The organism is Streptococcus sp. 2022WUSS083, from assembly GCF_044427155.1.
Classification (GTDB): Bacteria; Bacillota; Bacilli; order Lactobacillales; family Streptococcaceae; genus Streptococcus; species Streptococcus hashimotonensis.
Genome location: NZ_JAOTGK010000009.1, coordinates 1 through 26,402, shown reverse-complemented (window position 1 = coordinate 26,402; position 26,402 = coordinate 1). Strand labels below are relative to the sequence as shown.

Annotated in this window: 23 protein-coding genes and 8 tRNA genes; all 31 read right to left on the bottom strand. The window is 43.2% G+C overall.

Annotation, left to right across the window (positions count from 1 at the left end):
* Positions 1-800: 800 nt before the first annotated feature.
* The 31 genes from purB to ODU41_RS09865 all read right to left on the bottom strand — a co-directional run bounded on the left by purB (position 801) and on the right by ODU41_RS09865 (position 26,353).
* Positions 801-2,093 (bottom strand): adenylosuccinate lyase, encoded by a 1,293-nt coding sequence (purB, locus tag ODU41_RS10015; RefSeq protein WP_141591450.1) that lies wholly within the window; start codon positions 2,091-2,093, stop codon positions 801-803.
* A gap of 48 nt (positions 2,094-2,141) precedes the next feature.
* Entirely contained in the window at positions 2,142-2,759 is a 618-nt protein-coding gene (locus ODU41_RS10010) for a hypothetical protein (protein WP_398578975.1), read from the bottom strand.
* A gap of 197 nt (positions 2,760-2,956) precedes the next feature.
* Positions 2,957-3,190 (bottom strand): hypothetical protein, encoded by a 234-nt coding sequence (locus tag ODU41_RS10005; protein WP_398578974.1) that lies wholly within the window; start codon positions 3,188-3,190, stop codon positions 2,957-2,959.
* Position 3,191: 1 nt separating this feature from the next.
* Positions 3,192-4,265 (bottom strand): 5-(carboxyamino)imidazole ribonucleotide synthase, encoded by a 1,074-nt coding sequence (purK, locus tag ODU41_RS10000; protein WP_248017865.1) that lies wholly within the window; start codon positions 4,263-4,265, stop codon positions 3,192-3,194.
* Positions 4,252-4,740, bottom strand: coding sequence for a 5-(carboxyamino)imidazole ribonucleotide mutase (gene purE, locus ODU41_RS09995; protein ID WP_044754740.1), 489 nt, complete (start codon positions 4,738-4,740; stop codon positions 4,252-4,254). The genes purK and purE overlap by 14 nt, the downstream gene beginning before the upstream one ends.
* A 25-nt stretch (positions 4,741-4,765) precedes the next feature.
* The gene (gene purD / locus ODU41_RS09990; protein WP_248017864.1) at positions 4,766-6,028 is read right to left on the bottom strand and encodes a phosphoribosylamine--glycine ligase; all 1,263 of its coding nucleotides are present in this window, start codon (positions 6,026-6,028) and stop codon (positions 4,766-4,768) included.
* A 117-nt stretch (positions 6,029-6,145) separates the two neighbouring features.
* Positions 6,146-7,318, bottom strand: a complete 1,173-nt coding sequence (locus ODU41_RS09985) for a hypothetical protein (protein ID WP_398578973.1) — start codon at positions 7,316-7,318, stop codon at positions 6,146-6,148.
* A gap of 1 nt (position 7,319) precedes the next feature.
* Positions 7,320-8,279 carry a nucleoid-associated protein gene (locus ODU41_RS09980; protein ID WP_248017862.1) on the bottom strand — a complete coding sequence of 320 codons (960 nt, stop codon included), beginning with the start codon at positions 8,277-8,279 and terminating at the stop codon, positions 7,320-7,322.
* A gap of 182 nt (positions 8,280-8,461) precedes the next feature.
* Positions 8,462-10,009 carry a bifunctional phosphoribosylaminoimidazolecarboxamide formyltransferase/IMP cyclohydrolase gene (gene purH, locus ODU41_RS09975; RefSeq protein ID WP_318797504.1) on the bottom strand — a complete coding sequence of 516 codons (1,548 nt, stop codon included), beginning with the start codon at positions 10,007-10,009 and terminating at the stop codon, positions 8,462-8,464.
* Positions 10,010-10,199: 190 nt separating this feature from the next.
* Positions 10,200-10,895 (bottom strand): suppressor of fused domain protein, encoded by a 696-nt coding sequence (locus ODU41_RS09970; protein WP_024385096.1) that lies wholly within the window; start codon positions 10,893-10,895, stop codon positions 10,200-10,202.
* A gap of 2 nt (positions 10,896-10,897) precedes the next feature.
* Entirely contained in the window at positions 10,898-11,449 is a 552-nt protein-coding gene (purN, locus tag ODU41_RS09965; RefSeq protein ID WP_248017860.1) for a phosphoribosylglycinamide formyltransferase, read from the bottom strand.
* A complete protein-coding gene (gene purM, locus ODU41_RS09960; RefSeq protein WP_141591436.1) occupies positions 11,446-12,468 on the bottom strand; it encodes a phosphoribosylformylglycinamidine cyclo-ligase in 1,023 nt (340 codons plus the stop codon). The genes purN and purM overlap by 4 nt, the downstream gene beginning before the upstream one ends.
* A 55-nt stretch (positions 12,469-12,523) precedes the next feature.
* A complete protein-coding gene (purF, locus tag ODU41_RS09955) occupies positions 12,524-13,978 on the bottom strand; it encodes an amidophosphoribosyltransferase (RefSeq protein ID WP_205027570.1) in 1,455 nt (484 codons plus the stop codon).
* 2 nt (positions 13,979-13,980) lie between these two features.
* Complete coding sequence (locus tag ODU41_RS09950; RefSeq protein WP_398578972.1) at positions 13,981-17,700, bottom strand: phosphoribosylformylglycinamidine synthase; 3,720 nt, start codon at positions 17,698-17,700, stop codon at positions 13,981-13,983.
* A 12-nt stretch (positions 17,701-17,712) separates the two neighbouring features.
* Positions 17,713-18,420, bottom strand: a complete 708-nt coding sequence (gene purC / locus ODU41_RS09945; protein ID WP_398578971.1) for a phosphoribosylaminoimidazolesuccinocarboxamide synthase — start codon at positions 18,418-18,420, stop codon at positions 17,713-17,715.
* A gap of 117 nt (positions 18,421-18,537) precedes the next feature.
* On the bottom strand, positions 18,538-18,786 hold the full coding sequence (locus ODU41_RS09940) for a phosphopantetheine-binding protein (protein WP_014637254.1): 249 nt from the start codon (positions 18,784-18,786) through the stop codon (positions 18,538-18,540).
* The gene (gene plsX, locus ODU41_RS09935; protein ID WP_398578970.1) at positions 18,779-19,786 is read right to left on the bottom strand and encodes a phosphate acyltransferase PlsX; all 1,008 of its coding nucleotides are present in this window, start codon (positions 19,784-19,786) and stop codon (positions 18,779-18,781) included. Before plsX ends, ODU41_RS09940 begins: the two co-directional genes overlap by 8 nt.
* Complete coding sequence (gene recO, locus ODU41_RS09930) at positions 19,783-20,565, bottom strand: DNA repair protein RecO (protein ID WP_024402135.1); 783 nt, start codon at positions 20,563-20,565, stop codon at positions 19,783-19,785. Before recO ends, plsX begins: the two co-directional genes overlap by 4 nt.
* Positions 20,552-21,730: a pyridoxal phosphate-dependent aminotransferase gene (locus tag ODU41_RS09925; RefSeq protein ID WP_398578969.1), complete on the bottom strand. Its 1,179-nt coding sequence runs from the start codon at positions 21,728-21,730 to the stop codon at positions 20,552-20,554. Before ODU41_RS09925 ends, recO begins: the two co-directional genes overlap by 14 nt.
* A gap of 86 nt (positions 21,731-21,816) precedes the next feature.
* Positions 21,817-22,785, bottom strand: coding sequence for a ribose-phosphate diphosphokinase (locus ODU41_RS09920; RefSeq protein WP_002935337.1), 969 nt, complete (start codon positions 22,783-22,785; stop codon positions 21,817-21,819).
* Between the two features lie 102 nt (positions 22,786-22,887).
* The gene (pcsB, locus tag ODU41_RS09915) at positions 22,888-24,144 is read right to left on the bottom strand and encodes a peptidoglycan hydrolase PcsB (protein WP_398578968.1); all 1,257 of its coding nucleotides are present in this window, start codon (positions 24,142-24,144) and stop codon (positions 22,888-22,890) included.
* An 84-nt stretch (positions 24,145-24,228) separates the two neighbouring features.
* The gene (gene mreD / locus ODU41_RS09910; RefSeq protein ID WP_015646212.1) at positions 24,229-24,744 is read right to left on the bottom strand and encodes a rod shape-determining protein MreD; all 516 of its coding nucleotides are present in this window, start codon (positions 24,742-24,744) and stop codon (positions 24,229-24,231) included.
* A complete protein-coding gene (gene mreC / locus ODU41_RS09905) occupies positions 24,734-25,570 on the bottom strand; it encodes a rod shape-determining protein MreC (RefSeq protein WP_024402138.1) in 837 nt (278 codons plus the stop codon). Before mreC ends, mreD begins: the two co-directional genes overlap by 11 nt.
* Positions 25,571-25,629: 59 nt before the next feature.
* A tRNA-Ser gene (locus ODU41_RS09900) sits at positions 25,630-25,717 on the bottom strand.
* A 12-nt stretch (positions 25,718-25,729) separates the two neighbouring features.
* A tRNA-Ile gene (locus tag ODU41_RS09895) sits at positions 25,730-25,803 on the bottom strand.
* A 31-nt stretch (positions 25,804-25,834) separates the two neighbouring features.
* Positions 25,835-25,907: transfer RNA gene (locus ODU41_RS09890), tRNA-Phe, on the bottom strand.
* A gap of 15 nt (positions 25,908-25,922) precedes the next feature.
* A tRNA-Met gene (locus ODU41_RS09885) sits at positions 25,923-25,996 on the bottom strand.
* A gap of 10 nt (positions 25,997-26,006) precedes the next feature.
* A tRNA-Ser gene (locus tag ODU41_RS09880) sits at positions 26,007-26,096 on the bottom strand.
* A 7-nt stretch (positions 26,097-26,103) separates the two neighbouring features.
* Positions 26,104-26,177: transfer RNA gene (locus ODU41_RS09875), tRNA-Ile, on the bottom strand.
* 16 nt (positions 26,178-26,193) lie between these two features.
* Positions 26,194-26,267 (bottom strand) — tRNA-Met (locus ODU41_RS09870).
* Positions 26,268-26,279: 12 nt separating this feature from the next.
* Positions 26,280-26,353, bottom strand: a tRNA-Pro gene (locus ODU41_RS09865).
* Positions 26,354-26,402: the final 49 nt, after the last annotated feature.

The window sequence follows — 26,402 nt, the reverse complement described above, 5'->3', positions numbered from 1 at the left end:
CAATAGTGATGCGCTTATTCTTCTTAAATAATTGTTTCATTTTTACTCCTTTTTCTTTAAAAATTTACAAATAATATAATTTACTAATCTGTTTACAAAGTATGACGACCACGACGATAGGTGTATTTGATAATACCTAGATCGATTGTTACACGTTTATTTTTCTTAAAAAATTTGTTCATTTCTATTTCCTCCTATTACTTTAACAATTTGATTTACTAACCTATTTACAAGGTATGACGACCACGACGGTAACTATACTTAATAATCCCGAGGTCAATCGTTGTACGTTTGTTTACAATCTTAAACTTCTTTTTCATCCTTCTTCTCCTTTCATTTTTCCTACACTTGTTTATTCGTAAAACATTTGGAAAATGATTTATTTTTTCAAGCGTGTATCTCCTTGAGGGGTGTTTTCCCTCTCACTTACTTATTCGCAAATCGTTGTCATTTTTTTGAAAAAATCTTACTTTTTTTGAATTAGTAGTGAGCTTGCTTCCCCCCACACTTATCTATTCGTAAACTTTTGGGAGTGGGACAGAACTCGACCAATCTAAAGAGTTCGTCTTCCCACCCCCGCACAGTTGATTAGGTCAGATTTGGAGCGTGAAACGCGAACGAATCTGCCAATCAACCACTGCGCTGAAATGTTGATACGAACTCTGAGAAGCTAGGCTGGACTTTCTGCTCATCCCCTCACGAATGATTGTCTAGCGGAAGGAGCTTGTTTTCCCCTTCACCTATTTATTCGCAAGTAAATAAAAAAATTCTCTGGAAAATCCAAAGAATTTTAATTTTTTTTATAATCCAAGTCGTTCAAAGATGTCATCAACCCGCTGAGCATAGTAATCTGGGTTGAAGAGTTCATCGATTTCTTCCTGACTGAGTTTGGCTGTCACGCGCTCATCTGCTTCGAGAAGGGGCTTGAAGTCCACTTGATTATCCCAAGACTGTGCGGTTTTTGGTTGCACCAAGTCATAGGCTTCCTCACGGGTCATGCCTTTTTCAATCAAGCTGAGCATGACACGCTGGCTGTAAATCAGACCAAATGTTGAGTTCATGTTGCGAATCATGTTTTCTGGGAAAACAGTCAAGTTCTTGACGATATTACCAAAACGGTTGAGCATATAGTTGATGAGGATAGTCGTATCCGGCGTGATAATCCGCTCCGCTGACGAGTGGGAAATATCGCGTTCGTGCCAGAGAGCCACATTCTCAAAAGCCGTCACCAAGTGACCACGCACCACACGAGCCAGACCGGTCATGTTTTCAGAGCCGATAGGGTTGCGTTTATGGGGCATAGCAGAGCTGCCTTTTTGGCCTTTGGCGAAATACTCTTCGACTTCACGTTGTTCAGATTTTTGTAGTCCACGGATTTCTGTCGCCATACGCTCGATAGACGTTGCAATCAAGGCTAGGGCTGAGAAATATTCTGCGTGGAGGTCACGAGGAAGAACCTGAGTCGAAATTTCCTGCGGACGAATGCCCAATTTGCCACAAACATACTCTTCCACAAATGGAGGGATGTTAGCAAAGTTACCAACCGCACCTGAAATTTTACCAGCTTCAACGCCCTTAGCTGCCACATCAAAACGCTCCATATTGCGTTTCATTTCGCTATACCAAGTCGCCAATTTAAGACCGAAGGTCGTTGGCTCCGCATGGACACCGTGAGTCCGACCCATCATAATGGTGTACTTGTGCTCACGAGCCTTGTCGGCGATGATATTGGTAAAGTTTTCAAGGTCACGACGGATAATGTCATTGGCCTGCTTGTAAAGGTAGCCGTAAGCCGTGTCCACCACGTCGGTCGATGTCAGACCGTAGTGGACCCACTTGCGTTCTTCACCAAGACTTTCCGAAACCGCACGGGTGAAAGCCACCACATCGTGACGGGTTTCCTCTTCAATCTCTAAAATGCGGTCGATGTCAAAAGTCGCCTTCTCACGAATCAAAGCCACATCTTCCTTGGGAATCTCACCCAACTCAGCCCAAGCCTCATCAGCGAGGATTTCCACCTCCAACCAAGCCTTGTACTTGTTCTCTTCACTCCAAATAGCCGCCATCTCTGGACGGGAATAACGATTGATCATATTGTCTCCTTAAGTTGTAAATATTTAGATTAATTCACTATTAATAGATTAATGCATCTCCTTAAAATCAAATACTTTTGCCAAAATCACATCAATATCCCAAGAAATTCCCAAATCTATAATAATTTCATTATCAATATTTTTTGACTTATTAATAATATCATCTTTGAAATCTAGCTGCAAATTTCGATTAGTCTTTGTTTTCTCAAATCCAAGGTCTCTAAAGTTTTCAAATTGACTTATGTCATTAAATATAAATCTTATAGTTTCGTTATCAAGATAATCATACGACACATTCCACCGAGTAGCTAATTCCCGACATATGGATTTGATATACTCAATTTGTTTTTTATCAAATTCTGCTTCTTTTTTTAACAAAGATAACTCGGTATCATTACTAGAGTAGGTGGATGTTCTATCCCAGTTTATAAATATATTGTCTTTTAACTCTTCTTGGTCAATTCCTAAATTTAACAAGAATGTTCTTAACCAAAGTATCGGTGCATCCTCTATATGATAAAACACCTTCTCATACATTATTTCTGGATTTTCAATTTCCTTCAAAACTTCTTCTGCATGATAATCTAGGAATGTTGAAAAATATTTTTTAATTTCTCCATAAAGTTTATTTTCTGGGACTGGATATTTCTGAAGAATCGAATCCAACCTATCATAAAGATTTTTATTTTTATTTTCATCCAGAAATGAAAGTGAGGGGCCGGATTCGTATCGAGCTTCATGAATAAATTTTTCACGACAAATATCAAGAATCCTATAGCGAGCTGCTAAATTTTTTAATTCAGTAGAAACACTAAATCCAATATTTTTATGATAATTTAATTCATATTCTTTCTCAATATTATCTAACTTAAAATAGGGTGTTTGAGACGTTGAACACTTTCAATTTCTTGCTGATACCTTTCCTGCCTCTTCGTATCTCTTTCTTTTATAATTTTTATCGCAAATTTTTCTTTATCATTATTACACGCACTAAAGACAACTCCCTCACCGGCTTCTTTAACTTGTTTATCAATATGGTAACCAAGACTTGAAAATTTATCTTGAATTTTTTTGATCTTTTCTTTAGAAATTCCCATATCAACATCCTCTCATCTCTTCATTTTTATCCCCCAACACCGTCACGTGTCCCATTTTGCGATTGTGCTTCGCTTCTAGTTTACCATAAAAGTGGGGATGGGCGGTAGGGTTTTCTTGAAGAAAAGTTTGGGCTGATTCCATGTCTTGTCCGAGGACGTTAATCATAACTGCTGGAGAAAGCAGGCGGATAGGAGGTAGAGGCTGTCCTAGGATGCCTCGAATATGGGTATCAAACTGTGAAAAATTACAGGCCTCAATAGAATAATGCCCCGAATTATGTGGTCGAGGGGCGATTTCGTTAACCAGAATGTCCTGACCTGCTACAAACATTTCAACACAGAGGGTGCCTGCCAAATGGAGATTGTCTGCAATTTGCAGGGCCATGATTTTGGCTTTTTCAACAAGTTCATCTGAAATACGGGCAGGCACGATAGTCTTGTAAAGAATATTATTGCGGTGGATATTTTCCTGTACAGGAAAGACGGTATAGTCGGAGCCATTCCCAGACACAAGGACGGAGATTTCCAGGTCAAAATTCACAAACTCTTCCAATACACACTCGGCAGAGTTGGCTAACTGACTAGCCTCTACCAAGTCCGCCTCTTCTCGAATGACCTTCTGGCCATGTCCGTCGTAGCCCCCAGTGGCTGTTTTCAAGACATAGTTTTTGCTGAGGTCTAATCCTTCTAGGTCTAGGCTAGATGTGACGACTTTGTAGGGGGCGACTTGCACGCCAGCTTTTTTTGCCAAAAAATCCTTCTCAAAAATGCGGTTCTGGGAAATGCGAAGGAGGTCTGTCCCTTGAGGGAGCTGGTCGTCCTTGATGACCGCGTCCAGTCCGTCGGCATCGACATTTTCAAACTCGTAGGTCAGGACATCGCACCGCTCCGCCAACTGTTTGAGGGCCGCCACATTGTGATAGGGAGCGACGATGACCTCGCTGACCTTGGAGGCTGGGCAGTCCGCCGCGGGATCCAACGTGATGACCTTGTGCCCCATGTAAATAGCGGAAATAGCCATCATCTGCCCTAGCTGACCGCCGCCAATAATTCCGATTGTCTTAGATGAGGTCATCTGTCATCGCCTCCGCAATTTTTTCCTGTTCCTTGGCAAAATCCGCCAGCTGAGCCGCAATGGTTTGGTCTTCAATGGAGAGAATGCGAAGAGCGGTCAAGGCTGCATTGGTAGCACCTGCTTCGCCAATCGCCATAGTCGCAACAGGCACACCACCTGGCATTTGCACGATAGAATAGAGGGAATCCACACCGCTGAGGGCACGAGATTGAACAGGAACACCGATAACAGGCAGGGTGGTCTTGGCTGCTACCATACCTGGCAAATGAGCCGCACCGCCCGCTCCTGCGATAATGACCTTGATGCCACGGCCACGCGCTTCCTCAGCGTGACGGAACATGAGGTCTGGTGTGCGGTGGGCAGACACTACTTTCTTTTCATAGGCTACGCCAAATTTGTCCAGCACATCGGCTGTTTTTTTCATGGTTTTCCAGTCAGAACTAGACCCCATGATGATGGAAATTGGAATATTCATGCTTGTCTTTCCTTTTCTTTGTCCCTTATTTCACGGCCTTGCTTCCAATATCTGTCCGATAAAAGAGGCCTGTCGTATCTTGATTTTTCAACTCCGAGTAAATTTTTTCTTGGGCTTCTTGGACGGTGTCTGCTGTGGTGACTAGCATATAGACCCGACCGCCGTTTGATAGCAGTGCTCTGCTATTTTCCGCAAAACGAGCCCCTGCATAGTAGGTCGTGATGTCGCCCTCAGTCTTCACTGGCAACTCTACGCCTTTTTCGTAGTCCAGAGGGTAGCCATTTGAAGCCACGACTACGCCCAGTGTCACGCCACTTTCCAGCCAAGTCAGCTGGGTCGGGCGTTTGTGGAGGATGTCATCGATGTGCTGAGCAAAGTCAGAAGTCAGGCGAGGCAGGATAATCTGGGTTTCTGGATCACCAAAACGGGCGTTGAACTCGATGACCTTGGGACCTTGGTCGGTCAGAATCAAGCCAGCATAGAGTACACCCAGATAAGACCGCCCTTCCGCAATCATACCGTCCAGAATGGGCTTGACAATGGTGTCAACCGCTGTTTCCACCACGCTTTGAGGCAGGTGGGGAACAGGAGCGTAAGCTCCCATACCGCCTGTGTTGGGACCTTGGTCGCCGTCAAAAGCACGCTTATGGTCCTGGGCTGTCGGCAGTATATAGAACTGGTCACCGTTGACCAGGGCAAAGAGCGAGAACTCCTCACCCGCCAAGAACTCCTCGATAACCACGCGGGCACCCGAGTCGCCGAACTTGTTGTCCAAGAGCATCTCCCGTGCCGCTTCGACCGCCTGCTCGACGGTTTCCGCCACGACTACGCCCTTGCCCAGTGCCAAGCCGTCCGCCTTGACCACGATTGGTGCACCCTGCTCTTCGATGTAGGCTTTGGCTTCTTCGAAGTTGGAAAATGTGCCAAAGGCTGCTGTTGGAATGCCGTATTTGACCATGATTTGCTTAGCAAAGTCTTTTGACCACTCTAGCTCCGCGGCGAGACGACTCGGACCAAAAGCCTTTAGTCCCGCCTGTTCAAAATCATCAACGATACCTGCTGCCAGAGCATCATCTGGACCAACAAAAGTCCATGCAATATCATTTTCCTTTGCAAAGTTGATGAGGGCAGAATGTTCGGAAATCCCGATATTGACCAATTCAATACCGTCTAATGTCATCCCGTCATTTCCAGGAGCAACAAAGACCTGTTCCACCTGCTTAGACTCTAACAACTTCTTTGCAATAGCGTGTTCACGACCACCAGACCCAACAACCAAGAGTTTCATTTTTCACACCTCAAAAACGGATTTTCTATAAACAGTATAGCAAAAACAGACGTATTTTGATAGAAAGAACAGAAGAATGTTCGGGAATGGAAAAAGCACCACAAGAGTTGTGCAGAGCTATAGGCAATAAACTAACAATGTTCTTAAAAGAAGTATGAGCAATAAAACAACAAATGCAGAAATATATTTACAATCTACCATTGGTGCAGATACTCTTTCATCAAAATCCCTTTCATCAAACATTAGCCCTTCAGTATAGAATTGTCTCGTTTCATTGTGCTCTTTCTTCAAAGCGGCAATTTCTATAAAATAGGTAGCCATTATAGATACTAACGCAATGATGAGAAGAAATATCAAAATACTAATTTTAGAACTAGCCTTGAAAAATAAATCGTATAATATGTTTTGACCAGAATAATCCTTGACTTCCTCAAAAATTAATATTCCTATAGCTGAAAGCCAGCCAATAATCTTTAAATGCAACGAACGATACAAGTCATTTTCTCTACTAATTAGTTTAAAAAAGTCGTTCTTTAAATTACCAATTTCCTCAAAATATTTATCTGTTTCCTGTCGAATAACTCGCTGAAATATACTTTTAGCACTAAATAATATTTGATGGCTGAGTTGATAATTGAACCTCAGCAACTGTTCCCTTACAATTTCTAATTTTTGCTTATAGGCATATTCAGATCCTTCTTCAAATAAAATCCAATTGTAAATTGATAGTAACAGCTCATAATCCTTGTCTGCTGCTTCTCTAAAATCTAATGTTTTAACCACAACACGCTCATCCCTTTGAACTCTGAAAGTAAAAATTGATTCCGAGTCATAGTCAATATTTGTCGATAACATTATTAAGATATAAATCATCGTCACTAAACGAACTTTCGGGTTATCATTTTGACAACTACTCAATAATCTGACAGAAATATTGTTAATTTCTGGACTTAAGCGAACAATATTATTTTGCTTAGTAATAGCTTTATACTTTTCTACTTCCTCCCTATAATCTCCTGACTGAATTTTCTTGTCTATACTAAAAATACTAAAGTCAGTTGTAAAATCTTTCCCTTTAAAATAATCAATATAGTTATTAAAAAAGATTTGTTCTTCGATATATTTCTCTGGTAAAAATGCTAGACTCTTATCATCATTATAGACTATATATTTTGAGGATTCCTCATCTATAGTCCCGATATTCATCTCTTTTAAAAGATTTATTAATCCTTGGTTATCTGGAATAACATCTATCTCGTAAGAAGTTCCTACCCAACGCCCACTAGTCATCTCAAATACCTAAATCCTTTTTAACCTCAGCAATATAATCATTTGGAACTGTTAGTATTAACTGATTGCCGTCCAACTTAATTAGTTGTTGCCTCTGTAGTTTTTCAAGGTTATGTGTTTTTAATACTGTAGTGTCCGAAATAGTTATAGTCTTATGGTATTTTTCTTTCAGAGCATCTTGAGAAATCATAAAATTTGCATCAAGTTCTGAAGACTCCGTGGAATACACTACACTTTCCACGTCTGGCAATGACAAATCTAAATCCAATAACTTAGCAACAGGCAGGCGACCGAGCAATTCAGTCTTATCAAACTGAGCACTCTCAAAAATATAATTTTTAGTTTCACTTACAATTTCGTTAATCTCTGGTAAGTTTCTTACAGTTTCAGAGAATAATTGTTTATTTTCAACTAGCTCAATCAGTTCTAATGTATTAACTTTATCATTTCGAAACTCTTTAAGTCCCAAAAAATCATTTAACCAGTACGAAGCAACTTTTTTACTTTTGTCGATAATAGATATGTTATGCAAATCTCCAAGATATAGACAAGCTTTATAATAATGTTTATCCGTCCCCAACTGACTATCTAGTTTAAACGTTTCCTTATCGGCGACAGAAGTTTTCTCTAACTTCAAAAGCGTCAATGTTCCATTATGTATTTTTACAAAAAGAAAACCTTCTCGAATCCCCTTACTTCTCTTTCCAGTTGATTCAGCTCTTTCTGAATATAACAATTTATGTGCAAATCGTTCAATATCAAAATTATTTTCCTTTGAAAATTTAGCTAAAATACTATTATCATCAATAATTTCCGCTCTAATTTTTGAATGAGTCGCCTTTTTTCCTGATTCACCTATAATGGTATCAAAAATTTCGGCTATATTCCTCACTTTTTCAGTTGTCAACTCAACTTCATTCACACTATCTGTAATTTCATAAACAGCAACATCTTTTCTCATTTACAAAATTCTCCGTCAATCCTTTTCTTTTAATTATACCAAAAAAGCCCAGTAACCACTAGGCTTTGAAGATTATGAAAAAGAAATGTTATTTACCAATGTTATTTAGGATTGACTATAAATGTTGCTTCTCTTACTTAAACAAAGCCAAAGGTATTTTAGCTCTTCTTATTCCAAAACCCTCAATGTCTAAAATGTCTGACTCCTGTAAAGACCATGGTCAATCCGTACTTGTTGGCCATGTCAATGGAGTCTTGGTCACGGACAGAGCCACCTGGCTGAATGATAGCCTTGATTCCTGCCGCTGCAATTTCCTCCACATTATCAGCAAATGGGAAGAAGGCATCCGACGCCAAAACGGCTCCTTCCAAACGGTCCTTAGCTTGCTCGATAGCGATACGGACGGAAGCCACACGGTTGGTTTGCCCCGGTCCCACGCCCAAAGTCATCTTGTCATTGGTGATGATGATCCCGTTGGACTTGACGTACTTGGAGGACTTCCAAGCGAACTCCATGGCCGCCCACTCCTGCTCGGACGGTTGACGCTCGGTCACCACCTGCCAGTCCGCGGGGCTTTCCACCACCACGTCCTGATCCTGTACCAAGAGCCCGCCGACAACACCTGTGAATTCCTTCTCAACTTCGCTCGCATCCTGTGCGTCAAAGGCCAACTCCAAAATCCGAAGATTTTTCTTTTTATTGGTCAAAATAGCTAGCGCTTCTGCCGAGTAGCTCGGTGCGATGATGATTTCTAAGAAAATCGGGTGCATCTTTTCAGCCGTCGCAGCATCTACTTCTCTGTTCAGTACGACGATGCCTCCGAAAATCGACACTGGATCAGCCTCATAAGCGTAATCCCAAGCCTTCTCAATGGTTTCTGCCTGCCCGATACCACAGGGGTTCATGTGTTTGAGAGCCACAACAGTTGGACGGTCCTTAAAATCACGGATAATCCGAATGGCTGCATCCGCATCACGAATGTTGTTGAAAGACAGCTCCTTACCATTTAACTGCTTAGCAGCTGCAATCGAATAATCTGTTGGAAGGGCATTTTGGTAGAAATCCGCATTTTGCTGGGGATTTTCACCGTAACGCATAGGCTGATTGAGGTCATAAGTAATGGTTAATTTTTCAGGCTTATCTTCCCCTACTTGCTTGGTAAAATAATCTGCTATTAAGGCATCGTAAGCTGCGGTATGACGAAATACCTTTGCAGCCAGTTGCTGACGTGTTGCATAGCTCGTTTCCCCCTGCTCTGCAATTTCCCCTAAAACCGTCGGATAATCTGTCGGATCCACTACAACTGTTACGCTGGCGTGGTTCTTGGCTGCCGAACGAAGCATAGAGGGACCACCGATGTCAATATTCTCCACCGCTAAATCATAGGTCACATCTGGACGTAAAATAGTCTCTTTGAAGGGATAAAGGTTAACCACTACCAAGTCAATCAAGCCGATTTCATGGTCGCTGGCTGCTTGTAGGTGGCTATCCAAATCCCGACGTGCTAACAAACCACCGTGTATTTTCGGATGAAGAGTCTTGACACGACCGTCCATCATCTCAGGAAAACCTGTCACATCGTCAATGGCGATGGTAGTTACACCAGCCTGATCCAAGGCAACCTTGGTACCACCGGTGGAGATAATTTCCCAACCAAACTTGGTCAATTCTTGGGCAAACTCCACAATGCCCGCCTTGTCTGATACGCTAATTAACGCACGTTTTGTCATGATTTCTCCTTATTCTTTTTTGGTATTTCTCTTAAGCGACTGGAACACAAGCAATCGCCCTTGGTATTTCATTTCTTATTTTTTCAAAAATCCTCTGTCTCCTGCCAGCAAACTGTCATGAGACTTAAACCATAGCAAGAAATATCTTGGTGGCGACTTGTGGTCGCGAGCTTAGCTTGAGAAATTATATTTATACCACAGACTGACGGTTATAATTCGTCAGCTGATTTCCTAGTTTTGAAGCAATATCCTCAACAGTTTTTTCTTGGTTATTTATGGCTTTTAATTCAGCATCTGTCGCTCCCACCAAACAGATAAACTCCACTTTACCAAAAGGCGTATCTATCTCAGGTACCAAATCATCAGCTAAGGAAACGAAGCCCGTTAGGGCTGAAGTTTGCATCACGTCAATCCCTTCTGTCTGTTTGGTATAGATATACTGGTTGGGAAAAATCACATTTCCTGTTTCAAAAATATAGCGAGCCAGCCTTTGCAAGTTGCCACAGACACAACGAATTTCTTCCTCATCGTCTTCGCTAGCATCTGATTTTTTGAGTTTGAAGGTGAACTCAATGCCATAGCCACTATAGTCGCTATCTTCACTTTCTTTGAAATACAGTTCGGACAGACCATAGCTGACAAAATGCCAAAAATCCCCTGCATCATAGACACTAATACCATCTAGAGGATCGGTTCCACCTAGAATATATTTACTAATCGTACCATAGTGTTTTGGATTGAGCTGATCTGGATAGACCCTTTCAAAAGCTGTGGTAATGGCATCCCAACCTGGGGCACTGTCATCATCTTCCACCGCCTCTTGTTCAGCCATTGGAACGGGTTCCTCGACAGGCTCTTTTTTCTTGAAAAAATCAAATAATCCCATCTCTATCTCCTCACTACCCCTAACTCCTCCAATACTGCTGGATAGAGTTGGTATTCTGCTTCATGTATTCTAGCTTCGAAGGTTTCCAGGGTATCCTCAGCCAGTCTGGGTACACGGACTTGTTTGATAATTTGTCCTGTGTCAACGCCACTGTCAACCCAGTGGACTGTTACGCCACTTTCAGATACGCCTACCTGCCAGGCGTCTTCAATACCATGGGCTCCTGGAAATTCAGGCAAGTAGGCGGGGTGGATATTGATGATCCGACCTTCATACTGAGCCAGCAGGGTTGGTCCCACAATCTTCATATAGCCTGCCAAGACCACCAAGTCAATCTGGTGCTTGTCTAATAGTTGGATAAGGGCTTCTTCGTAGGCCTGTTTATCTGCAAACTCTTTTAATTCAAAAGCAAAGGCAGGCACCCCTAGTTTTTCAGCCCGTTCCAAGACATAGGTATTTCTACGGTCTGAAAAGACAAAAGCTACTTCAAACTGCTCTGCGATGACTTGGAAATTGGAGCCGTTGCCTGATGCAAACACTGCTATTCGTTTCATTTGATGACCACACTCTTATCTTCCTTGGCAATGATGCGACCAATGGTGTAAACTTCCTCGTCAACTAGTTGACAAACACTGTCAACCTTGTCTGGACTGACTGCCAGGACCAAGCCGATTCCCATATTGAAGATTTCAAACATTTCTTCATGTTTGATGTGGCCATATTTTTCAAGGGCCGTAAAGATTGGGAGGACTGGAATCTTATCTTCTTCAATTTCAGCTGAAAGGTTGTCCGCAAACATACGGGGAATATTTTCGATGAAACCACCGCCTGTAATATGGGCAATACCATTGACCAGCCCTGCTTTTACCAGAGGCAACACCTGCTGGACATAGATACGTGTCGGCTCTAAGAGGACATCCTTAAGAGCTCTGCCATTGAGCTCTGGCAACAGAGCGTCGCCAGCAAGATCCGCAAACACACGACGGACCAGGGAATAGCCGTTGGAGTGGATGCCGCTGGAAGCTAGTCCGAGGAGAATGTCGCCCTCCTGGACCTTACTGCCGTCGATAATCTGGGACTTCTCCGCAATGCCGACGGCAAAGCCAGCCAGGTCATAGTCATCCTCGCCGTACATACCAGGCATTTCAGCCGTTTCACCGCCAATCAAGCCACAACCAGCCTGGACACAGCCTTCCGCAACACCTGCAACCACCTGCTCCAGCTTGGCTGGTTCATTTTTTCCAGTCGCAATGTAGTCGAGGAAGTAAAGCGGCTCTGCACCTGCTGCGATAATGTCGTTGACACACATAGCCACGCAATCTTGACCAATGGTGTCGTGCTTGTCGTACTGGATCGCCAACATGAGCTTGGTGCCCACACCGTCTGTCCCAGATACCAAGACTGGCTCTTTGACATCCAGTTTGGTTAGATCAAACATCCCGCCAAAACCACCGAGGGCTCCCATCACACCCAAGCGTTCTGTACGAGCTACATGCTTCTTGATGCGTTCGACAACTTCATATCCCGCTTCGACGTCAACGCCCGATTGGGCGTAGGCATTTTTATTTGTCATTTTGATTCCTTTCAACAGTTTACAGGTCTGTCAAGTAACGTTGACACCTCTGTCTTTACTTGACATTTTCAATGTAGAAACTCGTTTTCTCTTCTAGGCTACGAAGGTATTCTTCCTCATAGTCATAGAGAGGCGTTGGAAATTCTCCGTCAAAGTAGGCTACACAGAGCCCGCCTTTTGGCGCATCGGTTTCGATGCCGATGGCTTCAATCATCCCCTCAAGAGAAAGGTAGGTCAGACTATCTGCCCCAATAATCTCACAGACTTCCTCAACGGTATGGTTGGCTGAAATCAGCTCCCGACGGGTCTGAATATCAATACCATAGAAACACGGGTACTTGAGTTCTGGGCTGCCGATAGCCACATGGACTTCTTTTGCACCTGCATCACGAAGAAGCTGGACAATGCGGCGGCTCGTTGTACCGCGAACAATAGAGTCGTCAATCATGACCACGCGCTTGCCTTTGACAACACTTGAAACAGCTGACAACTTCATGCGCACACCCTGCTCCCGCAATTCCTGAGTTGGTTGAATAAAGGTCCGCTGGGTATATTGGTTTTTGATTAGCCCCATTTCATTTGGCAAACCAGATTCTTCTGCAAATCCCATAGCCGCAGATAGGGAGGAGTTTGGTACACCAACCACGATATCCGCTTCATGTTGAAATTCCTGGGCCAAACGACGACCCATGTTTTTTCTGGCCGTGTGGACATTGACCCCGTGAATTACCGAATCTGGGCGAGCAAAATAGACATACTCCATAGAGCAAACAGCCAGTTGCGTATCTCTTGTATAGCTATCATATTGAATCCCTGAATCATCAATGATGACAATTTCACCAGGCTCCACATCTCGCACCCAGTCAGCCCCCACTACTTCAAAAGCACAGGTTTCACTAGCAACTACCCAGGCACCATTTTTCATCTTTCCAATCGACAAAGGACGGAAGCCATTTGGATCCAGAGCTGCTACCAGCTTGTCTTCCAGCATAATCAGGTAGGCAAAGCCACCTTTAACAGTATTGAGGGCTTCCTTGATTTTTCCCATGAAGTCTGGATTGTGACTGCGGCGAATCAAGTGCATGAGAATTTCAGTGTCAGAAGAAGAAGAGAAAATGGAACCATTTTTTTCAAGTTCAGCTTTCAAACTGACCGCGTTGGTCAAATTCCCATTGTGTGCCAAACCCACCTGCATATCTGCAAAATCAAAGAGGAAGGGCTGGATATTATTGATAGAAGCAGAGCCAGAAGTTGCATAGCGGACATGACCAATAGCAGCCGTTCCTGTCAAGGCTTCTAAATCTACTGGATTTTTGAAGACTTCTGCAATCAGACCTGTTCCACGATGGCGACGCAAACACCCACCATCATTGGCTAAAATCCCTGCCCCTTCTTGACCTCGGTGCTGCAAACTATGAAGTCCGAAATAAGTAACCTGAGCAGCCTGCGGATGTCCCCAAATGCCGAAAACACCGCATTCTTCGTTGAGTGATTTAACTTCGTATGTCATATTTATTTTCCTGTAAAATAGCGAACCGCTGAAACAAAGAGTTCTTGGTCTTTCTTACCTGGAATGTTTTGGAAAAGACCGTCCTCATACCGCTCCGAATGCCCCATTTTCCCGATAATCTGACCGTTGCGACTGGTAATGCCCTCAATGGCATGGCTAGATCCATTTGGATTGTACTTAGAATCCATGCTTGGCTGACCTGTAAAGTCAACGTACTGGCTGAAAATCTGACCATTATCCCGCAAGATAGCGAACTCCTCGTCCGTCACCACAAATTTTCCTTCTCCGTGAGATATTGGGATAGCGTGAACATCACCAACTTGAACACCTGCCAACCACGGAGAGTTGACATTGGCAATCCGTGTCTCTACCATTTTGGCAACGTGCTGGTTGGCATCGTTGTAGAAGAGGGTCGGACTGCTTTCACCCGCTTCCTCAAAGTTTCCATACGGTAACAAGCCCGATTTGACAAGGGCCTGGAAGCCATTACAGATACCGATGATGAGGCCACCTTTTTCGATGAATTTGTCAATAGCAGAGCGGACCTTGGCGTTTCGTAAGATGGTCACGATAAACTTGGCAGACCCGTCTGGCTCATCTGCAGCCGAGAACCCACCTGCGAAGAAAAGAATATGTGCCTTGTTAATATTGTCAACCATAGTATCAACCGACTTTTCAATGCTCTCTGCATCCAAGGTTACAAATGGCACCAGATTAACCTTAGCACCAGCCTGTTCAAAGGCCTTAGCTGAATCATATTCTGAGTTAGTTCCTGGGAAGACTGGGATGTAAACTACAGGCACTTCAACGGCTGCTTTGGATTTTATAACCGCTGAACTTGTAACTGCCGGAATATCCTGCAACTCTGTCGCCTGTTCAAATTCTGTTGGGTAAACTTCTTCTAACTTACCTTCAAAGGCTGCTTGCAAGTCTAGTCCAGCCAGGTTGACACTGTTGACAAGAAGTGTAAAGTCAGCAGTGGTTTGTCCAATTTTCACAGCATCTGGAATGTCTTCTTGCGATGTGAAGACAAAACCGCCAAGCTGACCTGTCAAGCTAGTTTCAAGGTCTGCAAGCTCGACTCTTGCTCCGATTTGGTTTCCAAAGGACATGAGGGCTAGACTTTCTAAGACACCGCCGTACTTGACTGCACTAGCAGCCGTAATCACATAATCGCTCTGCCATTTTTCAAAAGCCTCAAAATTAGACTTCATCAGGGCAAAATCAATGTCTTCGGACAAAATCTGACCTGGAAGGTAATAGATGTACTCGCCAGTCGCCTTGAACTCAGGCGAGAGGACCTTGCGGCTGTCTGCCGTGGTCACACCAAAGGCAACCAGGGTTGGCGGAACTGTCAAGTCCTCAAAGGTACCAGACATGGAGTCCTTGCCACCGATAGATGGCAGGCCAAGCTGAATCTGAGCCTCGATAGAGCCCAGAAGTGCTGCTACTGGCTGACCGAAACGCTCTGCCTGCTTGTCCATTCGCTGAAAATATTCCTGATAAGAAAAGCGAGCCTTGGACCACTTAGCCCCTGTTGCTACCAAGCGAGCTGTTGCTTCAATGACTGCGTAGGCTGCAGCGTGATAAGGTGACCAGTCTGCCAAATAAGGATGATAGCCCTGAGCCATGACAGAAGCCGTCGTCGTCACACCGTGTTGGACAGGCAACTTCTGCACTGAACTTTCTGTCGGTGTCAACTGGTAGCGACCTCCGAGTGGGTGGTTGACGGTTGAACGACCAACAGATGAGTCGAAAATCGTCTGCAAGCCTTTTTGACTGGCATGGTTGAGGTCTGATAGAAGGTCTTTCAAGTCCTCCTGTAGCGTTTCAGCGGAAGTTCTACGTGTTTCTGGCAAGTTGACAGAGCTGTCAACTACCTTGGCATCGACGACTACACGGACGCCGTTGGTATCAAGGAAGGAACGCTCCAAATCAACAATGGTTTGTCCATTCCAAGTCATGACTAGGTTTGGTTTTTCCGTCACTTTGGCTACGACAACTGCATGGATATTTTCCTGACGGCAGGCTGCGATGAAGGCATCTACGTCCTCTGGACAAACAACCACACTCATCCTCTCTTGCGATTCAGAAATAGCAATTTCCGTTCCGTTCAAACCGGCATACTTTAGAGGTACCTTATCTAAGTCGATTTCTAAACCGTCTGCCAATTCCCCAATAGCTACGCAGACACCGCCTGCACCAAAGTCATTTGATTTTTTAATCAAGCGAGTCACATCACCATTGCGGAACAAGCGTTGGATTTTGCGTTCTTCAATGGCATTTCCTTTTTGGACTTCCGCACCAGCTGTTTCGACAGACTCAACTGTCTGTACCTTGGACGAGCCGGTTGCCCCACCGATACCATCGCGACCTGTTTTGCCACCCAGTAAGATGACCACATCGCCTGCGATTGGTTTTTCACGGACTACATTTTCCTTAGGAGCAGCACCGACCACGGCACCTAGTTCCATACGTTTTGCGACAAATCCTGGGTGGAAATATTCACGCACATAAGTTGTCGCAAGACCGATTTGGTTTCCGTATGAAGAATAACCATGTGCTGCTGTTTTAGAAATGATTTGCTGTGGCAATTTTCCTGGGCGAGTTGCTGTCAGAGGCTGGGTAATATCACCCGCACCTGAAATTCGCATGGCCTGATAGACATAGGAACGTCCTGACAAAGGATCACGAATAGCTCCACCGATACAGGTTGCGGCTCCACCAAAAGGCTCGATTTCTGTCGGGTGATTGTGGGTTTCATTCTTGAACATGAGGAGCCATGGCTCTTTCACGCCGTCCACATCCACTTCAATCTCCACCGAGCAGGCATTAATTTCATCCGACACTTCCATATCATCCAGACGACCGTTTGCCCGCTCATAACGACCAAAAATGGTCGCCATATCCATAAGCGTCTGCGGTTTGTCTGTCCGACCTAACTCAGTTCTCATAGCCAGGTACTTGTCATAGGTCGCCTGCAATTGCTTTTGGAATTTTGAAGCTGAAAAGTCAATAGACCTGAGTTCTGTTTCAAATGTCGTATGACGGCAGTGGTCACTCCAGTAGGTGTCCAAGACCTTGAGTTCTGTCTCAGTTGGCACTCGCCCGATTGACTTGAAATAGTCCTGAATAAAGAGCAGGTCTTCCACTTCCATAGCCAAGCCAGCTTCTCGCTTGTAAGTTGCAAACTCTTCCGCCCCATAACCAGCAAAGAAATCCAAGCTTGGAATGACGGTATCTGACACCGAAAACTCCTGAGCCACCAAAGGAACATCCAAGTCCTTGAACCGCGAATCCACAGGGTTGAGCAAATAGTTCTTAATAGCAGCTAACTCTTCTTCCTGCACATTGCCATTCAAGATATAAAGCTGACCTGTATTGACACGCACCTCCTGACGGCTACCCAATAAAAGGAGAGCCTCTTGGCTACTAGCAGCACGTTGATCAAATTGACCAGGGAGAGCCTCAATTGCAAAATATACAGCACCTTCCAAGCCTAGCTCAGCTTCCGACAAGACCTTGTCCGTCACCTGCTCGGTAAAGATATGCTTGATGGCCTGCTCTAACAAGTCCTCCTCAAGATTGAAGACATCGTAAACCTGCACTAACCGCAAACTTGACAGGCTTGTCAACTGCAAATTATGAGTCAACTCCTTGCGAAGAGCCTCCGCCTTAATCTGAAAATCCGCCTTCTTCTCAACAAAAATCCGCTTCGCCATTTTTTCCAATCCTTATTTCACTTCTTGTAACTTTGCCAATACGACCTCGTAAACCTCGGTCAACTCCCCGAGACCCCGACGGAAAACATCCTTGTCAAGATGGTTGCCATCCGCATCCCACAAACGACAATTATCAGGAGAAAACTCATCCGCCAATAAAATCTGACCAGACGAGTCAACCCCAAATTCTAACTTGAAGTCCACCAAAGTCAGCCCAATCTGAGCAAACAAGTCCTTCAAGAATTCATTGATTCGTCTTGTTTCTTCCTTGATATAGGCGATTTGGTCCTGACTAGCCAGTTCTAGAAAGGCAATGTGTTCATCGTTGATAAAAGGATCGTCCAACTCATCTTTTTTATAGTAAAATTCCACGATAGGAGTAGGTAAGGCTATCCCTTCCTCCACACCGAAGCGTTTTGAGAAAGACCCAGCTGTCACATTTCGCAAAACAACCTCAAGAGGAATAATCTCCACCTTCTTATTCAACTGCTCCGTATCCGACAAACGCTTGATAAAATGCGTCTTGACTCCAGCTTCATTCAACTTTTCAAAAATCAAGGATGAAATCAGATTGTTAAGTCGTCCCTTGCCAGAAATCTGTTCTTTCTTACCACCATTAAAAGCTGTCGCCTGGTCCTTGTAAACCGCAACAATCTGGTCGCTATCAGCCGTAGCGTAGATGTCTTTGGCTTTTCCTGAATAGAGAAGGTTTGTTTTCATGAGAATGTTCGCCTTTCGTAAAATATTCTAGTCTTTTCGTTTATTCTAACACACAATATTCGTATTCACAATAAATTTACGGTTATTTAGGAAAAAACAAAGAAAAACGCCCGTAAACTACGAACGTTTTTTTACTTCTTCATAAATAAAATCAACAATATCAGATAGGACCTCAAAATGCTCAATAGCAGCATCTGGGACATCTACATGAAATTCATCCTCCAAATTAAGAACAAATTCCATGATTTCTACTGAATCTGCTGCAATATTATCTGCCAAAGTAGATTCAGGTTGAACTTGAAAATCTTCTCCCTTTTCATCCTGAATTAATTCAACAACCCGCTGATAGACCTGCTCTCTAGTCATGACTCTCCTCCACTACTGAAAATTTCTCCACTGATTTTTCAACAATGCCAGCCTCCAAAATCGAACGCGTCTGCTTAATCGTATAGAAAATCGACTGGGCATCGCTGGATCCGTGCGCCTTGATGACAGGTGCTTTCAGACCAAGCAAGACAGCACCACCTGCAGTTTTATAGTCCATAGCCCCCAAGGCCTTTTTCAAGGTTGGTTTGACCAGCAAGCCTCCCAATTTAGCACGCAGACCGCCACTCTTGATAGAGCCCGTCAACTGACCAACGATGGATTTTGCAGTCCCTTCAACTGTTTTCAGCACAGCGTTTCCCGTGAAACCATCCGTCACGACCACATCCGCCACACTGTTGAGCAACTCACGCGCCTCCACATTTCCGATAAAGTTAATCGACTTGTCTTCCGCCAAGAGTTTATAGGCTTCTTGGTGAACTGGCGTGCCCTTGGTATCTTCCGTACCGTTGTTCAAAAGTCCCACACGAGGTTGTTTGACACCACGCACGTGCTCCGCGTAAAATGAACCAAGAATACCATACTGATAGAGGTGATGAGCTGTATTTTCAGCATTTGCCCCCAAATCCATCATATCAAATCCCTTACCGTCCATAGTAGGAAGAGTGGACATAAGACCAGGACGGTCGATGTTCTTGATGCGACCGACGACAAAGACGCCTGCCGCCAAAAGAGCACCTGTATTTCCAGCTGACAAGACCGCATCTGCCTGACCATCCTTGACAGCCTTGGTCGCTAGGACCATAGAAGCCTCTTTCTTCCGACGAATCGCCTTGACAGGCTCATCATCTGAATTGATTTTCTCAGTCGTATGGACGATGCTGACACGTTCTGTCGCTGTCAAATACTGCTTGATTTTTGCCTCATCGCCATAGAGCTGAATTTCAATATCTGGAAAGGCAGCCAAGGCTTGATTGACACCTTCTACCACTGCCTGAGGGGCGTGGTCCCCACCCATAGCATCTACTGCAATACGTTTCATTCTGTTTCCTCATTTTCTGTTCTTGGTTTCATAATCTGCCCCCAAGAAGACAAATCATCTATAAATTTCTTGGATTTCAAGTGAATCCCCACATATTCCTCGTACAGCTGGTCAATAAAAAGCCGTAATTTTCGCTTCATCTCAGGCTTGATGGAAATGGTTTCCAGCTCATCAAAGGAAATAGCCTGAAATTGATCAAGTAGATAGGGAACATTGGGATCCAGATAAGCCCGTCGCTCATCTTCCTGATAGTGCTGCGGACACAAGACCCCGCTGTACTTGTAGGAATAGTCGAAAGGCAGACCTACCCGATGACAAAAAGCACACTCATGAAAATTCAGACTGACACCAAATCGTCTCAAGAGCTGAAGTTCAAAGATATTGGTCAGAACTTCATAGTCCAAACCCGACTCCATCAAGTCCAAGGTCTTGACCAAAAATGCAAAGAGGGCTGGGTCATAGACCTTGTCCTGCAAGGCCGCATCTGCCAAGGCCAAGATGTAGGTAGCATAGCTAAGTTTAAAAATATCACCGTTAATATTCTTAAATGGCTGTACCTGATGAAAATCTTCAATATAAGACAGACCATCATCATTGATTTTAACGATAAAATCCGCATAGGTCAAAGGTTGGATAGAAGCTACCAACTTGGACTTAGAGGCATGTTTCACGAAAAACATTCGCTTGCCAGCCTTCTCTGTAAAAATCTTGACCAGCTTGTCATATTCTCGAAAATTCCGATTGTAAAGGACTAATCCCCTAGTTTCAATTCGTTCCATTTTCTTCTAGATATTCCTTCAAACGAGCCATGGCTGTTTGAATTTTCTCCATACTTGCTGCATAGGAAATTCGCACATATCCTTCTCCATATTGACCAAAGGCCGCACCTGGAATAAAGGCCACCGCTTTCTTTCTCGCAAAGTCTTGCAAGAAGCTAAAAGAATCTTGATTGTAACCCGCAGGGATTTTGGCAAAGATGTAAAAAGCCCCATCAGGCTTGATAATTTTAAAGCCCAAGTCCGTCATCTTCTCGATGATGTAATCCCTACGCTTAACATACTCCGCCCGCATCGGAAGAGCGTCATCCTTACCATTTTTCAAGGCCTCAACCGCACCATACTGCATAGCAGTTGACGCCGCTGTCACGAGATATTGGTGGCTCTTGATGATTTGAGCGATGATGGGAGCCTGACTCATAATCAAGCCAATCCGCCAACCTGTCATAGCATGGGACTTGGACAACCCCTGAATCAAAATAGTCTGCTCTGGCAAAAACTCCGCAATCGAAGTATGAGGCTGACCAGTGTAAGTCAACTCCGCATAGACCTCATCCGACAAGACAAAGATAGGATACTTACGCAAGACATCCGCAAAGGCCTGAATCTGCTCACGTGAGTAGGTCACACCTGTTGGATTGGCAGGATAGTTGAGAATGACAGCTTTTAGCTTATCCCCTTGCTCAATAATCGCCTCTTCCAACATCTCAGGTGTCAACACAAAATCATTTGCCGTCGTATCGATTTCAACAACATCTGCTCCCACCATATTGACAATCGGCTCATAGCCAGGATAGGCAGGAGCAGGTAGAAGTACCGTGTCACCAGCTTCCAAAATAGCAACTAAACTTGCTGATAGAGCCTCCGTCGCACCAATCGTAGAAAGAATTTCTGTTTCTGGATTGTAGTGCAGGTTGTATTTTTCTGCTACGAACTCAGCTGCCGCCTGACGCAATTCCAAAAGACCAGCCATTCCAGTATAATAACTCTGGTTAGCATCGATAGCAGCCTTAGCCGCTTCTTTAACATGATCAGGCGTTGTAAAATCAGGCTCTCCCAAGGTTAGTTTCAAAATCCCTAGAACATCCGAAATAGACTGATCAAACTGACGAATCATCGAAACCTCAATCTGATTCAAATTCTTATTAAAACGATTTAATAAATCCATTCTGCCACCTCAAAAACATATAAAACTATTATAATACATTTTGAAAATAAATGTAAAAAAGAAGAGCCATTTGACTCTTCTCATACCTATTTAACACGACTTGCCTCAAACAAAGGTGACAAAGGACGTTTTTCATGAATACGAATAATCGCTTCCGCTAATAATTCTGCCGTTGAAATATGTTCGATTTTATCGATTAAGCGATCTTCTGCAATTTCAATTGTATCAAGAACAACCAATTTCTTAATTGCTGACTTACTAATGTTATCCATAGCAGGCCCTGACAATACTGGGTGCGTACATGAAGCATAAACAGCTGTTGCCCCTGCATCTGCCAAAGCATCCGCTGCATGACAGATGGTACCCGCAGTATCAATCATATCATCAATCAAGATACAAGTTTTATCCTTAATATCGCCAATAATGTTCATCACTTCTGATGTATTCATCTTATCAACACTACGGCGTTTATCAATAATAGCAATCGGTGTCTTCAAGAACTGTGCTAACTTACGGGCACGTGTCACACCACCATGGTCAGGTGATACAACAACATAGCCATCACCTACCATACCACGACGCTCAAAATAATCCGCAATCAATGGAGCACCCATCAAATGATCAACAGGAATATCGAAGAATCCCTGAATCTGCGCAGCATGCAAATCAATTGTCAACAAACGATTGACCCCCGCTGTCTGCAACATATTAGCCACCAATTTTGATGTAATTGGTTCCCGTGCACGAGCCTTTCGGTCTTGGCGTGCATAACCATAATAAGGCATTACTACGTTTACTGATTCAGCAGATGCACGTTTAAGAGCATCGACCATAATCAAAATTTCCATTAAATTATCATTAACTGGTGAGCTAGTGGATTGAAGAATATACACATGAGTTCCACGAATGGATTCCTCAATATTTACCTGAATCTCACCATCTGAAAATTGACGAACACTTGATTTTCCCAGAGGAATTCCTATTTTTTTCGACACCTGTTCAGCTAACTTCTGATTTGACGAAAGAGCGAACAATTTTAAGTCAGTAAACGCCATGACAGCCTCCTATATATTTCTACCTTTACTATTTTAACCCTTTTTCCTTCATTTTTCAAACAAAAATAGAGCGCAAATCCACACGCTCTATTTGAAAATTTCTTAATATGGAGGGTAAATGTAGTAAACTGCTCCCTCAGAAGTCGTTGTTGGATTGAAATAACCACCACGATGGTTACCAATATAACGACGACCCATGTAGTTTGATTCAACAACTTGGATACTTGTTGAAGATTGAACAGCCGTAACAACAGCTACGTGTCCATAATAGCCACCTGTCCAAACAGCAATTGCACCCTCTCTTGGAATAGAACCAGTGTTAAAACCTTCTGCACGAGCTGATGCTAACCACTGTTTAGCATCTCCCCAGTAAGGACCAACCCATGAAAGTTGAGATTTAACTCCCCAAGTACACTCACCAACTGGGTAAGATGAAGCGTCATAACGCGCATTATTTACTGCCGCTGAACTACCTGAACCTGATGATGTAGACGTTGTAGGTGTGCTTACCGTTGGTGTAGATTGTGATACTGTCTGAGTAGGGGCTGCAACCGTTTCAGTCACTGTAGTTGCTACTGGAGTTGACACAACAGGTGCCGATACTGAAGCCACTTGTTGTTGCGCTAGAGAAGCTTGTTGCGCTTGATACTCAGCCTGACGAGCGGCCGCTTGACGAGCCGCTTCCTCTGCTACTGCCTTTTTCTCCAGTAATGAATTCTTCTCGTCTTCAGCAGTAGCTTTCTGCACAGCCAAATTTAACTTAGCAGCTTCTAATTCAGCTTGACGTACTTGCAATACTTGGGCATCATCTTCCAATTTCTGACGATTAGCAGCCAAAGTAGTGATTGCTTCTTGGTTTGCCTTCTGTTTTTCAACAATCGCTTCTTTATCAGCCTTTTGTTGTTCTAACATACGGTTATTAGCTGAAACAATCTCACGCATTGCATTAACACGAGAAACAGCATCAACGATTGATTTTGAATCTAAAATTGTATTAATATAGCTTGAAGCAGAGCCATCAACTTGAGCACTACGCGCCTGCTCCTTTAAAGCACCATCACGTGACACAATATCAGCTGACAAACGCTCAATATCTGCCGCCAATGTCTGCGATTCTGCTTCCAAACGAGTATTTTCTTCTGTTAATTTCGCCTGTTCACTAACAATTGCATCAACTTGTCCTTGAATAGCATCAACTTGTTGTTGAGCTTCAGCTTGTTGTACTGTCAACTCACTAATCTGTTGATTTTTTGCTGCAATCTGACTATCTACATCATTCGCACTAATCACAGCTACATAATTAGCATTAGATAGAACGACTGTACTTAACATAATTGTAGCCAAGATTTTTTTCTTCATATCCGAACATAACTCCTCTATACTTTCTGACTCTCTCATTTTATCAAAAAAATTGCGTAAGTATATTACGCAATTATTACATTTCTATGTCTTGTTTGTTATTCCAAATAAACGCTCAAATAACGGTTGTAGTACGAAAAATAAGGCCAAATTGAATAGTAGACTTGGAAGTAATTTATTAAAAACAAAGATAAACACAGACAAGTTTGTTATATGAAAAATGCGAGCAAATGAGTAACTAATAAATTCAAATTGAAAAATAGCTACTAGTAAAATCAAAATATTAATTCCTCGCTTGCTGACAGCACCTTGAAAGAAGAAATAGATGCAATACAAAACTAAAGGAAGAGTTGTAGTAGCAATACCAATCAGATTAAGATAACTAATATCATATACCAAACCTAGTAAAGTAAATATGAATAATGAAAAACCAAGGGATACATAGTTAGCATAAAAAATAGCTAACATAAGTACCAAATGACTTGAAATAGTAAATAATCCGACCGACCAATTTGTTACCAACGTTGAAATCTGTCCATCAAGTAATAAAATAAAGAACAAGATGGGAAACATGAATATTTCTATCATTTTATTGCGCATTTGTTTGACCTACCACTAAAACCGAATAAATGTTTGAAAAACTAGCTGTCGGCTCAACATATACTTCTCTATTTAAACTGTTACTATTTGATTTAACCGATAAAACTTTACCAATTTGGACATTTGCCGGAGTCGCACCAGCCAAATCACTCGTTACAACATTGCTACCCACTGCAATTTCATCAGCTGAGTTCAACTGATTAATGATAAAACTATTTGTATCTGCATCATAGCCCGATAAAATACCATAAATTTCTTTAGAATCAACAGAAATTTTCACAGGCAACTTCGTGAATTCATCCGAATTCGTAAATAAGGTAACAACCGCCGAATCTGAACTCAATGAACTCACGATGCCAACTAATCCACCATTAGCAACCACAAGTGCATTAGATGTCACACCACTAGTCTCACCAATATTAATTGAAATATGCTCCAACCACGATGAAGGAGTCCTCACTAAAACTGTTCCTGGAATAAGTTGTTTTTCAGGAAAATCAGATACCACACCTAAACTGCTACGAAGCGATGCATTCTCTTCTTTCAAGCTAGTATTTTCAGCAGCCATCCCTTCAAGGCTCATAATAGCTTCCTTTAATTGTTTATTTTCCTCGTAAGCATTCATCAAATCTGTCAAGACATCTTTCTGCTCAGAAAAAAATCTAGTAGGTACTGAAATAACCGATTGAATTGGCGTTACAACAACACTAACGATATTATTTAAATATGGTACCTGTAACCCCTTAGAGAAAGTCACAAACAAAAGAGAAAATGATAGTAATAAAAAGATAGAAACAACTACTACTAATTTTGAAAATTTATTCATAATAGACCCTCACCAAGATACAATAAAACGAGAATATCAAGCGATAATCTCGTTCACTACGGAGAATAAGGGATTCGAACCCTTGCGCCAGTTACCCGACCTAACGATTTAGCAAACCGTCCTCTTCAGCCTCTTGAGTAATTCTCCATCAATATAATATGGGCACGAGTGGAATCGAACCACCGACCTCACGCTTATCAGGCGTGCGCTCTAACCATCTGAGCTACGCGCCCAAGATAATAAACTTGGACAAAGTTAAATTAATGGCGCGAGACGGAATCGAACCGCCGACACATGGAGCTTCAATCCATTGCTCTACCAACTGAGCTACCGAGCCAAATTCTTAAAGAAATTGCGGGAGCAGGATTTGAACCTACGACCTTCGGGTTATGAGCCCGACGAGCTACCTAGCTGCTCCATCCCGCGGTAGTAGAAAAGGAGGATGTGGGATTCGAACCCACGCACGCTTTTACACGCCTGACGGTTTTCAAGACCGTTCCCTTCAGCCGGACTTGGGTAATCCTCCAATAATATGGACCTTGTAGGACTTGAACCTACGACCGCTCGGTTATGAGCCGAGAGCTCTAACCAGCTGAGCTAAAGGTCCAGCAAACAAGAGTATATAGCGGCGAAGGGGATCGAACCCCCGACCTCCCGGGTATGAACCGGACGCTCTAGCCAGCTGAGCTACACCGCCAAAATAATATAATCGGGAAGACAGGATTCGAACCTGCGACACCTTGGTCCCAAACCAAGTACTCTACCAAGCTGAGCTACTTCCCGATACTATTAAAAATAAAGCTCCCCTAACGTCTCCATTAAGCGAGTGATG